The following is a 13,368-nucleotide window of genomic DNA, read 5'->3' as shown; positions in this document are numbered from 1 at the left end:
CGTAGTCGGCGTGGCCGGGGCAGTCCACGTGCGCATAGTGGCGCGACTCGGACTCGTATTCCACGTGAGCGGTCGAGATCGTGATCCCGCGGGCCTTCTCTTCAGGCGCGCCGTCGATCTGGTCATAGGCGCGAAAATCGCCGAAATACTTCGTGATCGCAGCGGTCAGCGTCGTCTTGCCGTGGTCAACGTGACCAATGGTCCCGATGTTGACGTGCGGTTTGTTCCGTTCAAACTTTGCCTTTGCCATGAGGGCCTCCTGATCCGCGGGGCATGGCTGTTCGGCCCCGAATTTGACGTGCGCAGCGATGTATAAGGCGCCGGGGGGAAAATCAAGGGCCGGAACACGGTTCTGCCGGCGGTTCGCATGGGGCGGTCACGGCGTCGTGCATCCTAGGGCCGGTTGTCGCACCATGGGGCGATTGTCCGGAACCAGCAGCGCTCCATATCATTTGTCAGGGACGCCCAAACGGGCACCATTCACCTGAAGGGGGATTCGCATGAGCCTGATGAGAAGTCTGACCAAGGTCGCCGCGGGCGTGATGCTGGCCAAAGGCATCGGCGCCGCCATGAACAACCGCCAGCATGGCAGCGGCTCGGGCGCGTCGCGCGGCTCCAAAGGCGGGCTGCTGGACAGCCTGCTGGGCAACAACATGGGAGGATCGGGGGGCAGCCTTTCGGATACGCTCGGCCGCGCGCTTGGCGGCCGGACGGGCCAAGGCACGACCGGGCACAGCGCCGGTGGCCTAGGCGGCCTGTTGGATAGCTTGTCGGGCAAGTCTGGTTCCGGTTCGGGCGGGGGCCTGGGCGGCATGTTGGGCGGCCTGCTGGGCGGCGCAGCCGCCGGAGGCGCCGCAGGTAGCTTGGCCCAGAAGGGCGCGCAGCCGTCGAACAACGCCACCTTCGGCGAGCTGTTCAATGATTCCATCGCCAATGGCGGAGAGCCGACCACCGCGCCCACCCCGGAACAGAACGCCTTGGCCGGTTTGATGATGCGCGCCATGATCCAAGCCGCAAAATCGGACGGCACTATCGACGATGCCGAAAAACAGCGCCTGCTGGGGCATGTCGGCGATGATCTGGACGATGACGAACGCGCCTTCATCCGTGAACAGATGAGGGCCCCTGTCGATGCCAAGGCCCTTGCCGCCGACGTGCCCGACGGGATGCAGTCGCAGGTCTATCTGATGTCGCTGCTGGCCATCGATTTCGACAGCAAGGCCGAGGCCCGCTACCTGAACGACCTGGCCGTCGCGATGGAGCTTGACCGCGCCACCGTGAACCGCATCCACGATGAAGCCGGCGTCATGCCGCTTTACAACCGCAACTGAGGCTGCCCTGCCGCTGCCCCAACGCGGGCAGCGGCCTCTACGCTTTCGCGTGAAGGCCCTCACGCCAGATTGATCCGCAAGCCCACCTCTGGCAAGCTTCAATTTCGGATCAGCCAACCACAGGAGCCAATCATGCGTCAGCCAATCCTTGTTGCGGCCCTCTGCCTTGCGGGCAGCGCCGTCCTTGCATCACCGGTCGAAGATGCGCTGGAAGCGCGCCAAGGCTTCATGAAAATGATCTCGATGGAGATGGCGACGCTGGCCGGCATGGCCAAGGGCGAAGTCGAGTACGACGAGGCCGCAGCCAGCGCCGCTGCCAGCAATCTTATGGCCCTGGCACAATACGACGCCCCCAAGCTGTTTATCGAAGGCTCTTCGTCGGATGATACCGACGATTCCGACGCCCTCCCGGCGATCTGGGAAGACCAGGAAGACTTCAATGCCAAGTTCGCCGCCTTTTCCGACGCCACGGCGGGCATCGATCAGGCCGTGATGGGTGGTCAAGAAAATGTCGGCCCTGTCCTGCAAAAGCTGGGCACCACCTGCAGCGACTGCCACAAGCCCTATCGCATGGATCGCTGATGCCCGCGGCCGAACCAAGCCGTGTCAGGGTCTGGGACCCCGCGCTGCGCATCTTTCATTGGCTGTTGGCAGGACTGGTCATTGCGAATTGGCTGCTGGGCAAGTTCGGCCCGACGGTGATGACCCTACACTTCTGGTTCGGCTACTGTATCCTGGCACTGGTGATCTTCCGCATCGTCTGGGGGATCATCGGGCCGGAACCCGCGCGGTTTTCCAGTTTTCTGCGAGGGCCGTCAGCGATCTGGGGCTATATGCGCCACCTGCCGCGACGGCGGCCCAGCCTGACGCCCGGACACAACCCCATGGGGGCACTGTCCGTGGTGGCGATCCTGCTGGTGCTGTTGTGGCAAGTCGGGACCGGGTTGGTCATGGACCCGGACGATTTCATCAATGTGGGGCCGCTGGCCGATCAGGTGGGGCGCGACGTCAACCGCGCGGCCGTCGGTTGGCATGATCTGGGGTCGAACCTGATCTTTGCACTGGTGGTGCTGCACATCGCCGTCATCCTGTTCTATCGGGTCTGGAAGCACGAAGATCTGGTCCGGCCGATGATCACCGGCTGGAAATGGGTTCGCAAAGGTTAACCTGGCCTGACAGGAACTTGCGGCGATGGGCATCGTTGGCCTCGTGAAATCAAACCGCACGAGGTCAACATGTCCAGCGACGCAATCATTCCTCCGTTCCGCAGCGGCGCCATCGACAACCCGAACCTGCCCACCCCTGATTTTCCGGCCCAGGAACAGCGTTTCCCCGGCCTTGCCCAAGAGATGACCCCCCAGCCCGATCACGGCGAGACCAGCTATCGCGGCACCGGTCGTCTGAAGGGCAAGCGCGCGCTGATCACCGGTGGCGACAGTGGCATCGGCGCGGCTGCGGCGATCGCCTTTGCCCGTGAAGGTGCCGACGTCGCCATCACCTATCTGCCGGACGAACAGCCCGATGCCGACCGTGTCGTCGCCACCATCCAGGCCGAGGGCCGCACCGCCATCGCCATTCCGGGCGACCTGCGCGAGGAAGCCTTTTGCAAGGAAATGGTCGAGAGCGCCGTTTCGCAACTAGGCGGATTGGACGTTCTGGTCAACAATGCCGGTCGCCAGCAGTTCTGCAACAACCTCGAGGACCTGACGACCGAGGATTTCGACGCCACGATGAAGACCAACGTCTATGCGCCCTTCTGGGTGACCAAGGCGGCGCTGCCGCATATGGACAAGGGCGCGTCCATCATCGTCACCTCGTCCGTGCAGGCGTTCTCCCCCTCGGCGCATCTTTTCGACTATGCGCAATCCAAGGCGGCCAACGTGGCCTTCGCCCAATCGCTGGCCAAGCAGCTGGCCCCGCGCGGCATCCGCGTCAACGCCGTCTGCCCCGGCCCCTATTGGACGGCCCTGCAGATCAGCGGCGGCCAGCCGACCGATAAGGCGACCGAACACGGCAAGAGCCAGCCCTTGGGTCGACCCGGCCAGCCAGTCGAGATCGCGCCCATCTATGTCCTGCTGGCATCGGATGAGGGCAGCTATATCACCGGCGAATATTTCGGATCGGTCGGCGGCGGCGGTCTGTAACGAAAAAGGGCGGGGATTTCCCCGCCCTTCTGCCATCTCAGGCGAATTTGTTGTCGCGCGGAAAGCCGCGCGGCGCCATCCGCCCGGAAGAACCGCGCTTGCCCAGCCATTCACTCAGGTCCGGTTCGGTCCGGGTCTTGCCGCCTACCATGGGCCAGGACAGCCCATCCGCCAGCGTCAGGCAGATCGCGTCGCTCAGCATATCGTCGCGGATCAGCCCGCCACCCTTGCCATAGCGCTGCAGCCGGACACCCTTGCCCCGCGACATCTCGGGCAGCTCGGCCAGCGGAAAGACCAGCATCTTGCGATTGTCGCCCACGACAGCCACATGATCACCCCGCACGGGACGGTATAGCAGCGCATCGCCGTTCAGGACCTGCTTGCCCGTCTTGGTCTGCGCCAGGATATCCCCCGCATTGACGACGAACCCGTCCCCCGCCTTCGAGGCGACCAGGTATTTCTCGCCCTCGCGCCAAGGGAACATGGCGATGATCTCGGCCTCGTTGGGCAGATCGACCATCAGGCGCAGCGGTTCGCCCATGCCGCGCCCACCGGGCAGCGTGCTGGTCGCCAGCGTATAGAAGCGCCCGTTCGAGGCGAAGACCATCAGCTTGTCGGTCGTTTCCGCATGCACGGCCAGACCAGGACCGTCGCCATCCTTGAACTTCAGCTCTGCATCCAGCGGCTGGTGACCCTTCATGCTGCGGATCCAGCCCATCTTGGACAGGATGACGGTCACGGGCTCGCGTTCAATCATCGCTTCCAGATCGATGACGACGGTCTCGCCGGCCTCCTGGATGCGGGTGCGGCGCTGGCCTTCGGGCTTGGACTTGCCAAAGAGGTTGCGCACCTCTTTAAGCTCATCGGAAATCCGCGACCACTGGGCATCCTCGCTGGCCAGCATGGCCTCCAGCGCTTGGCGTTCCTCCTGGAGGGCGTCGCGTTCGGCGCGCAGTTCGATCTCTTCCAGCTTGCGCAGGGCGCGCAAACGCATGTTCAGGATCGCCTCGACCTGGACCTCGGTCAGACCGAATTCGGCCATCATCACGGATTTCGGCTCATCCTCGTTGCGAATGATCTCGATCACGCGATCCAGATTCAGATAGGCGACCAGATAGCCTTCCAGCACCTCCAGCCGCGCGGCGATCTTTTGCAGGCGAAAATTGCTGCGGCGGACCAGCACGTCGCGGCGGTGGTCCAGAAACGCCCGCAAAACCTCCTTGAGGCTGCAGACCTTGGGCACGCGGCCGTCGATCAGCACGTTCATGTTCAGGTTGAACCGAATCTCCAGATCGCTGGCGCGGAACAACGCGCCCATCAGCTGTTCGGGATCGACGGTACGGTTCCTGGGTTCCAGGACGATGCGGATATCCTCGGCGGATTCGTCGCGCACATCGGCCAAGATGGGGATCTTTCGGGTCTGGATCAGTTCGGCCAGACGCTCGATCAGCTTGGATTTCTGAACCTGATAGGGAATTTCGGTGACGACGATCTGCCACTGTCCGCGGCCCAGATCCTCCTGCTCCCAGCTGGCGCGGACGCGGAAGGCACCGCGGCCGGTGCGATAGGTCTCGGCGATGCTCTCGGCGCTTTCGACGATGACGCCGCCGGTGGGGAAATCAGGGCCCTTGATCAGCGTCACCAGCGTGTCGTCGCGGGCCTCGGGGGTCTTGATCAGGTGCAGGCAGGCATCCACGACCTCGTGCAGGTTGTGGGGGGGAACGTTGGTCGCCATGCCGACCGCGATGCCGGACGATCCGTTGGCCAGCAGGTTCGGGAATGCCGCGGGCAGCACCACGGGTTCGCTGAGCGTGCCGTCATAGTTCGGGCGGAAATCGACCGAATCCTCGGCCAGCCCCGCCAGAAGCGATTCCGAAGCCTGCGCCAGACGCGCCTCGGTGTATCGGGCGGCGGCGGGGTTGTCGCCGTCGATATTGCCGAAATTGCCCTGACCATCGACCAGCGGATAGCGCATGGCGAAATCCTGGGCCAGACGCGCCATCGCATCATAGATCGCCGCATCGCCATGCGGGTGATAGTTGCCCATCACGTCGCCGGTGATCTTGGCCGATTTGCGGAAGGCACCGTTGGGTGCCAGGCGCAATTCGCGCATCGCGTAAAGGATGCGGCGATGCACCGGCTTCAGGCCGTCACGGGCATCGGGCAACGCGCGATGCATGATCGTGGACAGCGCATAGGTCAAATACCGTTCACCGATCGCGCGGCTCAGCGGTTCTGTCTGGAAACCCTTGTCGGGTGCGGGAAGTTGATCATCGGACATGGGCCATTGGATAGGCCGCGCGGCGGTGACGGTCCAGACGGAAATGCATGGGGTTCGGTTGGCGTCCTTCGTGGCTTTCGGTTAATCTGTGGGAACGCGAAGCGAAGGGCTGCGATATGATCCGACTTGGACTGCTGATGCTGGCAACGCTGCTGGGTCTGTTTCTGGTGCTGCGCACCGTGGGGGACCAGGATCTGCGCGCCGACCGTCAGCCCGCGCCTGCCGCCCCTGTCAGTGCGGCGCAGGATGCCGGGGCCGCGCCCCTGACCGCAGGTGGCACCGATCAGCCGACCGCAGAACCGGCCCAGCCTATCGTCCAGGCCGAGGCGCAGACCCCCGAAAGGACCGTCGTCTATCCCGGCCCCGAACTTGAACCGTCGCCCGAATATGCCGACCGGACCGCTGACGAAGCCGCTGTGACCTTGGGCGATGAAGGACAGATCATGTATGTGACTGCATCGCGCGTGAACATGCGGTCGGGACCCGGCACCCAGAACAGCGTCATCGACAGCCTGGCCCGCGGCACGAGGGTCGAGGCGCTTGGCCCCCCCGACGGCGATTGGGTCCAGATCCGGACCGAGCAGGACGTGACCGGATACACCTCGGGGCAGTTCCTCTCGGCCGAGGCGCCATGAACGCCGGTCGCGTTCTGATTACCGGCTGTTCGTCCGGCATCGGACTTGACGCCGCGCGCCGCCTGCAGGCCGAGGGATGGTCCGTGGTCGCAACCTGCCGCAAGCCCGACGACATCGCCGCCCGCCAGGCCGAGGGCATGGAATGCCTGCATCTGGACCTGTCGGACGAGGACAGCGTCACGACCTGCGTCATGCAGGCGCTGGCCGGCGGCCCGATCGATGCGCTGGTGAACAATGCCGCCTTCGCCCTGCCCGGCGCGGTCGAGGACATGCCGCGCGGTGCCATGCGCGCCATCATGGAAACCAACCTGCTGGGCACGCATGACCTGACGACGCGCCTGATCCCGCATTTCCGCCAGCGCAGCGCGGGCCGGATCGTGACCATCAGCTCGGTCCTGGGGCTGGTGGGCATTCCGTGGCGCGGTCCCTATGTCGCCAGCAAGTTCGCGCTGGAGGGGCTGATGGACGTGCTGCGCCTGGAAATGCACGGCACCCCCGTCAAGGTCGTGCTGATCGAACCCGGCCCCATCACCAGCCGCATCCGCGAAAACGCCATTCCGCATTTCGAACGGTGGGTCAACTGGCAGGACAGCCCGCGCGCCGACCAATATCGCGCCAACCTGCTGAAGCGGCTTTATGAACCCTCGGGCAAGGACCGGTTCGAGCTGCCCCCATCCGCCGTCAGCGACCGCATCCTGACGGCGCTGACCGCCCCGAACCCCAAGGCGCGCTACTATGTCACGGCTCCGACGCGGATTTCGGCGGTCGGGCGGCGGGTTCTGCCCGGACGTGCTCTGGACTGGTTTGCGCGCCGCAGCTAGGGTCGGGCGCGAAAGGCGGTGAGCCATGGAAGACAAGAGCCTGATGATCGTATCCCTGCTGGCGATCGGGGTGGTGGTGGCCATCCTGATGACCGGCATCGGCGGCTTTGCCCGCGGCGGGGATTTCAACAAGAAACACGCGAACAAGGTGATGCGCTGGCGGATCTATGCGCAGGCGGCAGCCATCGTCATCATGCTTGCATTTGTCTGGTGGAGGGCCTGATCGATGGTCGTGCTGAACAAGATCTATACCCGCACCGGCGACAAGGGCGACACCGCGCTGTCGGATGGCAGCCGCGTCGCCAAGCATGACCCCCGGGTCGAGGCCTATGGCACCGTTGATGAACTGAACGCCACGCTTGGCCTGTGCCGCCTGCATGCGACGGGCGACCTGGCCGAACGCATGGCCGTCATCCAGAACGACCTGTTCGATCTGGGCGCCGATCTGTCGCGCCCGAACATGGCCGCCGACGATCAGGCGGGATACCCGGTGCTGCGCATCGTGGACAGCCAGGTCGACCGGCTTGAAGTGGAAATCGACGCGATGAACGCTGATCTGCAGCCGCTGCGCAGTTTCATCCTGCCCGGCGGCAGTGCGCTGGCGGCCCATCTGCACCTGTCGCGCACCGTCGCCCGCCGCGCCGAACGCCGCGCCACCGAGATGCTGGCGGGTGAGGATGTAAACACCGCCGCCATTCGCTACCTGAACCGGCTCTCGGACTGGCTGTTCGTGGCGGGTCGCGTGGCCAACAATGGCGGCGCGGACGACATCCTGTGGGTCCCGGGCGCCAGCCGTTAGCGCCTGAAATCAATCAGGTTCCGGCGGCGACCTGCCGTAAACGCAACGTCCTGTGACGTTTTTGCCCTGTTCCTGCCGGTTCCGCATGTCTAACACTTTGCCCAGACAGATGACGCAACAAAGGGAGAGAGGCCGATGAAGGTGCTCGTGCCAGTCAAGCGCGTGATCGACTATAACGTGAAGGCCCGCGTGAAAGCGGACGGATCGGGGGTCGATCTGGCCAACGTGAAGATGTCGATGAACCCATTCGACGAGATCGCCGTCGAAGAGGCCATCCGTCTGAAGGAAAAAGGTGTCGCAACCGAAGTCGTCGCCGTGTCGATCGGCGTGAAGCAAGCCGCCGAAACGCTGCGCACGGCGCTGGCGATGGGTGCGGACCGTGCCATCCTGGTCGTCGCCGCCGATGACGTCCACCAGGACATCGAGCCGCTGGCCGTCGCCAAGATCCTGAAGGCCATCATCGACGAGGAACAGCCCAAGCTGGTCGTCGCGGGCAAGCAGGCCATCGACAACGACATGAACGCCACCGGGCAGATGCTGTCGGCCCTGCTGGGCTGGAGCCAGGCGACCTTCGCCAGCAAGCTGGAGATCGAAGGCGATGCGGCCAAGGTCACCCGCGAAGTCGATGGCGGCCTGCAGACCATCGAGGTCACGCTGCCCGCCATCGTCACGGCCGACCTGCGCCTGAACGAACCGCGTTATGCGTCGTTGCCGAACATCATGAAGGCGAAGAAGAAGCCCTTGGATGAAAAGACCGCCGCCGATTACGGCGTCGATGTCACGCCGCGCCTGACCGTGGTCAGCACGCGCGAACCCGAAGGCCGCAAGGCCGGGATCAAGGTCGGCTCGGTCGATGAGCTGGTGTCGAAACTGAAAGAAGCGGGGGTCGTGTGATGGCAGTTCTTCTTCTTGCCGAAGTCACCAATGGTGAACTGAGCCGCGACGCGACCGCCAAGGCCGTCGCCGCCGTCAAGACCTTGGGCGATGTGACGCTGCTGTGCGCAGGGGCATCCGCCCGTGCGGCCGCCGACGAAGCCGCCAAGATCGACGGCGTCGCCAAGGTCTTGGTCGCCGAGGATGCGCGTTACGGCCACCGTCTGGCCGAGCCGACCGCCGCGCTGATCGTCAGCCTTGCGGGCGACTACAGCCACATCGTCGCGCCTGCCACGACCGATGCCAAGAACGTCATGCCGCGCGTTGCCGCGCTGCTGGACGTGATGGTGCTGTCGGATGTCTCGGCTGTCATCGACGCCGATACCTTCGAACGCCCGGTCTATGCCGGCAACGCGATCCAGACGGTCAAGTCCACCGACGCGACCAAGGTCATGACCATCCGCACCGCCAGCTTCGATGCGGCGGGCGAAGGCGGATCGGCTGATGTTTCGGACGCGGCACTGGCCGATGATCCGGCCCTGTCGAAATGGGTCTCGGACGAGGTTGCTGAAAGCGACCGCCCCGAGCTGACTTCGGCAGGCCGCGTCGTCTCGGGCGGTCGTGCTTTGGGCTCCAAGGAACAGTTCGTGCTGATCGAGCAGCTGGCCGACAAGCTGGGCGCCGCCGTCGGCGCATCGCGCGCCGCCGTCGACTCGGGCTATGCCCCGAACGACTGGCAGGTTGGTCAGACCGGCAAGGTCGTCGCCCCCGAGCTTTATGTCGCCGTGGGCATTTCGGGCGCGATTCAGCACCTTGCAGGCATGAAGGACAGCAAGGTCATCGTCGCGATCAACAAGGACGAAGAGGCCCCGATCTTCCAGGTGGCCGATTACGGCTTGGTGGGCGACCTGTTCACCCTTGTCCCGGAACTGACCGAAAAGCTGTAAGCGGCAATGGCGCCGTCGGGCTGCCGGCCCGCATGAAACCGCCCCCGGGTCCTCCGGGGGCGGTTTTGCATTGCAGCACCTGCCGCCCCGCCCTATCGTCCCGCCCAAGAAGGATGGGGGTGCGGAATGGCTATTCAGTCGGTAGGCGTGATCGGTGCAGGTCAGATGGGCAACGGTATCGCCCATGTCTTTGCCCTGGCCGGGTTCGACGTCCTGATGAACGACATCAGCCAGGATGCATTGGACAAGGCCGTGTCGCTGATCGACCGCAATCTGGAACGCCAGGTCAGCCGCGAGAAGATCACGGCGCAGGTGAAATCCGATGCCATGGCGCGCATCAGCACGACCCTGAAGCTGTCCGACCTGGGCCGCACCGACCTGGTCATCGAAGCCGCGACCGAGCGCGAAACCGTCAAGCAGGCCATCTTCGAGGATCTGGTTCCGCATCTGAAGCCCGAGACGATCTTGACCTCGAACACCTCGTCGATTTCCATCACGCGACTGGCCAGCCGCACCGACCGCCCCGAGAAGTTCATGGGCTTTCATTTCATGAACCCAGTGCCCGTCATGCAGCTGGTCGAACTGATCCGCGGCATCGCCACGGACGAGGCGACCTACAAGGCCCTGCACGCGGTCGTCGAAAAGCTGGGCAAGACATCGGCCACCGCCGAAGATTTCCCCGCCTTCATCGTCAACCGCATCCTGATGCCGATGATCAACGAGGCCGTCTATACGCTCTATGAGGGCGTGGGTTCGGTCAGTTCGATCGACAGCGCGATGAAGCTGGGGACGAACCACCCGATGGGGCCGCTGGAACTGGCCGATTTCATCGGGCTGGACACCTGCCTTGCCATCATGAACGTGCTGCATGACGGCTTGGCCGACACGAAATATCGCCCCTGCCCGCTTTTGACCAAATATGTCGAAGCGGGCTGGCTGGGTCGCAAGACCGGGCGGGGCTTTTACGACTATCGCGGGGACACTCCGGTTCCGACACGATAAGGGCCCCCGCTTTTTCCCGGTCCTGCTGCGGGATGCAGTCTGTCCCGCGACAGGCCAATCCAACAGGAGCGACCATGAGCAGACCTCTTCAAGCCGCCGTCCTTGCCCTGACGGCATTTTCGGCCCTGCCCGCGCTGGCCGATGACGCCGGAACCTGCGGCACCGTCCGCCTGTCGGATCCGGGCTGGAGCGACATTTCAGCCACGAACGGCATCGCCGCGGTGCTGCTGGAGGGTCTGGGCTATACCCCCGATATCGCGACATTGTCCGTGCCCGTGGGCTATGAGGCGCTGAAAGGCGCGCAGACCGATGTCTTCTTGGGCAACTGGCTCCCCGCGCAGCAGGAATTCCGCGCCGATCTGGATGCCGATGGCAGCGTGACCGAACTGGTGCAGAACCTTGAGGGTGCCAAGTTCACGCTGGCCGTCAACCCTGCGGCCGCCGAGCTGGGCGTCAAGGATTTCGCCGATCTGGATGCCCACAAGGAAGCCTTTGAAGGCAAGATCTATGGCATCGAACCCGGCGCCCCGGCCAACCTGAACATCCAGTCGATGATCGATGCCGATGAATTCGGACTTGGCGATTGGGAACTGGTCGAAAGCGGCGAACAGGCCATGCTGGCGCAGGTCCAGCGCAACAGCGACACGCCCACCGTGTTCCTGGCATGGGCACCCCACCCCATGAACGAGGCCATCGACATCACCTATCTGTCGGGCGGCGACGAGCGGTTTGGCCCGGATTTCGGCGGCGCGACGGTCCACACCCTGGCCCGCAAGGAATGGGCCGAGGCCTGCCCGAACGCCGCCAAGCTGTTCACCCAGCTGACCTTCGACGTGAAGATAGAAAACGTCCTGATGGGCGCGATCCTGAATGATGGCGAATCCCCCACCGATGCGGCCCGCGACTGGCTGTCCGCCAACCCCGAGCAGCTGTCGGTCTGGCTGGAGGATGTGACCACGCTGGACGGCCAACCCGGTCTGCCCGCCCTCAAGGCCGAGCTGGAGGGTTGATGAGCGGCAAGCCCAACATCCTGATTCTGATGGCGGACCAACTGTCGGGGGTTCTTTTCCCCGACGGCCCCGCCGATTTCCTGCATACGCCCAACCTGAAGCGTCTGGCCGCGCGGTCCACCCGCTTTGCCAATGCCTATACCGGCAGCCCGCTTTGCGCGCCGGGCCGGGCCAGCTTCATGTCGGGGCAGCTGCCAAGCCGGACGCAGGTCTATGACAACGCGGCCGAATTCGCATCCGACATCCCGACCTATGCCCATCACCTGCGGCGGGCGGGATATCACACCTGTCTGTCGGGAAAGATGCATTTCGTCGGCCCCGACCAGCTGCATGGCTTCGAGGAACGCCTGACCACCGACATCTATCCCGCCGATTTCGGCTGGACGCCCGATTACCGCAAGCCGGGCGAACGCATCGATTGGTGGTATCACAACCTGGGGTCGGTCACCGGCGCCGGCGTCGCCGAGATCAGCAACCAGCTGGAATATGACGATGAGGTCGCCCATCACGCGCGGCGCAAGCTTTATGACCTGGCGCGCGGGCATGACGACCGGCCATGGTGCCTGACGGTCAGTTTTACCCATCCGCACGACCCTTTCGTGGCACGGCGCAAATATTGGGACCTTTATGCTGACGCGCCCGAACTGGCCGCGCCCAAACCGATCCCCTACGACCAGATGGACAATCATTCGCAGCGCCTGATGGATGCCAGCGACTGGCGGTCGCAGGAGATCACCGAAGATCAGATCCGGCGCGCAAGGCAGGGATATTTTGCCAATATCAGCTATGTCGACGACAAGATCGGCGAAATCCTGAACGTGCTGGAGGCCACCCGGCAGGAGGCGATCATCCTGTTCCTGTCCGATCACGGAGAGATGTTGGGCGAACGCGGCATGTGGTTCAAGATGAGCTTCTATGAACAATCCGCGCGGGTGCCGCTGATGATTTCGGCCCCCGACATGCCGGCAGGACGGGTGGACCAGCCGGTCAGCACCATCGACGTGCTGCCGACGCTGTGCGATCTGGCGGGCCTGCCCATGGATGAGATCGCAGCCTGGACGGACGGCGTATCGTTGGCCAAGGGGGCGAAGCGTGAACCCGTTCCGATGGAATATGCCGCCGAGGGCAGCATCACCCCCCTGGTGGCGCTGCGCGAAGGTCGGTGGAAATACATCGCCTGCATGGCGGACCCGGAAATGCTGTTCGATCTGGAGACGGACCCGGATGAGCGGGTGAACCTTGCTGGCGATCCGGAACATGCCGAGACCCTAGGCCATCTGCGGTCGCTGGCGCATCAGCGATGGGATCTGGAGGCCTATGACGGGCAGGTGCGCCAATCGCAGGCGCGGCGTTGGATTGTCTATGAGGCTTTGCGCAACGGGTCCTATTACCCATGGGACCATCAGCCGCTTCAGCGGGCGTCCGAACGCTATATGCGCAACCACATGGATCTGAACGTGCTGGAAGAGAGCCAGCGCTTTCCACGCGGGGAATGATCAGGCGGCGGGGCCGGTGATCCCGGCCC

At 64.2% G+C, this 13,368-nt stretch carries 15 protein-coding genes; 13 read left to right on the top strand and 2 right to left on the bottom strand.

Annotated elements, in window-relative coordinates; genetic code table 11:
* Window positions 1–250, bottom strand: a 250-nt coding sequence (locus DKT70_RS09990; RefSeq protein WP_233490438.1) for a GTP-binding protein, incomplete at its 3' end; no start/stop codon positions are given.
* Between the two features lie 250 nt (window positions 251–500).
* Between DKT70_RS09990 and DKT70_RS09985 the strand changes: the two genes are divergently transcribed.
* From DKT70_RS09985 to DKT70_RS09970, 4 genes are all read left to right on the top strand, one after another.
* The gene (locus DKT70_RS09985) at window positions 501–1,331 is read left to right on the top strand and encodes a tellurite resistance TerB family protein (RefSeq protein WP_111558995.1); all 831 of its coding nucleotides are present in this window, start codon (window positions 501–503) and stop codon (window positions 1,329–1,331) included.
* 69 nt (window positions 1,332–1,400) lie between these two features.
* A complete protein-coding gene (locus tag DKT70_RS09980; RefSeq protein WP_146612614.1) occupies window positions 1,401–1,913 on the top strand; it encodes a c-type cytochrome in 513 nt (170 codons plus the stop codon).
* Window positions 1,913–2,497 carry a cytochrome b/b6 domain-containing protein gene (locus DKT70_RS09975; RefSeq protein ID WP_111558993.1) on the top strand — a complete coding sequence of 195 codons (585 nt, stop codon included), beginning with the start codon at window positions 1,913–1,915 and terminating at the stop codon, window positions 2,495–2,497. Before DKT70_RS09980 ends, DKT70_RS09975 begins: the two co-directional genes overlap by 1 nt.
* A 69-nt stretch (window positions 2,498–2,566) precedes the next feature.
* Window positions 2,567–3,475, top strand: a complete 909-nt coding sequence (locus DKT70_RS09970; protein ID WP_111558992.1) for an SDR family oxidoreductase — start codon at window positions 2,567–2,569, stop codon at window positions 3,473–3,475.
* Between the two features lie 37 nt (window positions 3,476–3,512).
* Here DKT70_RS09970 and parC read toward each other — a convergent pair whose 3' ends face one another.
* A complete protein-coding gene (gene parC / locus DKT70_RS09965) occupies window positions 3,513–5,756 on the bottom strand; it encodes a DNA topoisomerase IV subunit A (RefSeq protein WP_111558991.1) in 2,244 nt (747 codons plus the stop codon).
* A 116-nt stretch (window positions 5,757–5,872) separates the two neighbouring features.
* Between parC and DKT70_RS09960 the strand changes: the two genes are divergently transcribed.
* The 9 genes from DKT70_RS09960 (at window position 5,873) to betC (ending at window position 13,339) form a co-directional block, all read left to right on the top strand.
* Entirely contained in the window at window positions 5,873–6,391 is a 519-nt protein-coding gene (locus tag DKT70_RS09960; protein ID WP_158529991.1) for an SH3 domain-containing protein, read from the top strand.
* On the top strand, window positions 6,388–7,212 hold the full coding sequence (locus DKT70_RS09955) for an SDR family NAD(P)-dependent oxidoreductase (protein WP_111558989.1): 825 nt from the start codon (window positions 6,388–6,390) through the stop codon (window positions 7,210–7,212). Before DKT70_RS09960 ends, DKT70_RS09955 begins: the two co-directional genes overlap by 4 nt.
* A gap of 25 nt (window positions 7,213–7,237) precedes the next feature.
* On the top strand, window positions 7,238–7,435 hold the full coding sequence (locus tag DKT70_RS09950; protein WP_072296372.1) for a twin transmembrane helix small protein: 198 nt from the start codon (window positions 7,238–7,240) through the stop codon (window positions 7,433–7,435).
* A 3-nt stretch (window positions 7,436–7,438) separates the two neighbouring features.
* Window positions 7,439–8,011 (top strand): cob(I)yrinic acid a,c-diamide adenosyltransferase, encoded by a 573-nt coding sequence (locus DKT70_RS09945; protein WP_111558988.1) that lies wholly within the window; start codon window positions 7,439–7,441, stop codon window positions 8,009–8,011.
* Between the two features lie 135 nt (window positions 8,012–8,146).
* Window positions 8,147–8,905: an electron transfer flavoprotein subunit beta/FixA family protein gene (locus DKT70_RS09940; RefSeq protein ID WP_111558987.1), complete on the top strand. Its 759-nt coding sequence runs from the start codon at window positions 8,147–8,149 to the stop codon at window positions 8,903–8,905.
* Window positions 8,905–9,831: an electron transfer flavoprotein subunit alpha/FixB family protein gene (locus DKT70_RS09935; RefSeq protein ID WP_111558986.1), complete on the top strand. Its 927-nt coding sequence runs from the start codon at window positions 8,905–8,907 to the stop codon at window positions 9,829–9,831. Before DKT70_RS09940 ends, DKT70_RS09935 begins: the two co-directional genes overlap by 1 nt.
* Before the next feature lie 126 nt (window positions 9,832–9,957).
* Window positions 9,958–10,833 (top strand): 3-hydroxybutyryl-CoA dehydrogenase, encoded by an 876-nt coding sequence (locus DKT70_RS09930; protein ID WP_072296376.1) that lies wholly within the window; start codon window positions 9,958–9,960, stop codon window positions 10,831–10,833.
* Window positions 10,834–10,907: 74 nt separating this feature from the next.
* On the top strand, window positions 10,908–11,843 hold the full coding sequence (choX, locus tag DKT70_RS09925) for a choline ABC transporter substrate-binding protein (protein WP_111558985.1): 936 nt from the start codon (window positions 10,908–10,910) through the stop codon (window positions 11,841–11,843).
* Window positions 11,843–13,339 carry a choline-sulfatase gene (gene betC, locus DKT70_RS09920; protein ID WP_111558984.1) on the top strand — a complete coding sequence of 499 codons (1,497 nt, stop codon included), beginning with the start codon at window positions 11,843–11,845 and terminating at the stop codon, window positions 13,337–13,339. Before choX ends, betC begins: the two co-directional genes overlap by 1 nt.
* Window positions 13,340–13,368: the final 29 nt, after the last annotated feature.

It is taken from the genome of Paracoccus sediminilitoris, assembly GCF_003259195.1.
In the GTDB taxonomy this organism is placed as follows: domain Bacteria; phylum Pseudomonadota; class Alphaproteobacteria; order Rhodobacterales; family Rhodobacteraceae; genus Paracoccus; species Paracoccus sediminilitoris.
The sequence above is the reverse complement of the archived record's forward strand: the minus strand, read 5'-3'. Positions and strand labels throughout refer to the sequence as shown.

What these genes read in the sequence shown, in the direction of transcription:
- choX (WP_111558985.1), top strand. Translation starts at nt 10,908, where the DNA reads ATGAGCAGACCTCTTCAAGCCGCCGTCCTTGCCCTGACGGCATTTTCG.
- DKT70_RS09930 (WP_072296376.1), top strand. Translation starts at nt 9,958, where the DNA reads ATGGCTATTCAGTCGGTAGGCGTGATCGGTGCAGGTCAGATGGGCAAC.
- DKT70_RS09975 (WP_111558993.1), top strand. Translation starts at nt 1,913, where the DNA reads ATGCCCGCGGCCGAACCAAGCCGTGTCAGGGTCTGGGACCCCGCGCTG.
- DKT70_RS09985 (WP_111558995.1), top strand. Translation starts at nt 501, where the DNA reads ATGAGCCTGATGAGAAGTCTGACCAAGGTCGCCGCGGGCGTGATGCTG.
- DKT70_RS09970 (WP_111558992.1), top strand. Translation starts at nt 2,567, where the DNA reads ATGTCCAGCGACGCAATCATTCCTCCGTTCCGCAGCGGCGCCATCGAC.
- DKT70_RS09955 (WP_111558989.1), top strand. Translation starts at nt 6,388, where the DNA reads ATGAACGCCGGTCGCGTTCTGATTACCGGCTGTTCGTCCGGCATCGGA.
- DKT70_RS09945 (WP_111558988.1), top strand. Translation starts at nt 7,439, where the DNA reads ATGGTCGTGCTGAACAAGATCTATACCCGCACCGGCGACAAGGGCGAC.
- DKT70_RS09960 (WP_158529991.1), top strand. Translation starts at nt 5,873, where the DNA reads ATGATCCGACTTGGACTGCTGATGCTGGCAACGCTGCTGGGTCTGTTT.
- betC (WP_111558984.1), top strand. Translation starts at nt 11,843, where the DNA reads ATGAGCGGCAAGCCCAACATCCTGATTCTGATGGCGGACCAACTGTCG.
- DKT70_RS09950 (WP_072296372.1), top strand. Translation starts at nt 7,238, where the DNA reads ATGGAAGACAAGAGCCTGATGATCGTATCCCTGCTGGCGATCGGGGTG.
- DKT70_RS09940 (WP_111558987.1), top strand. Translation starts at nt 8,147, where the DNA reads ATGAAGGTGCTCGTGCCAGTCAAGCGCGTGATCGACTATAACGTGAAG.
- DKT70_RS09935 (WP_111558986.1), top strand. Translation starts at nt 8,905, where the DNA reads ATGGCAGTTCTTCTTCTTGCCGAAGTCACCAATGGTGAACTGAGCCGC.
- parC (WP_111558991.1), bottom strand. Translation starts at nt 5,756, where the DNA reads ATGTCCGATGATCAACTTCCCGCACCCGACAAGGGTTTCCAGACAGAA.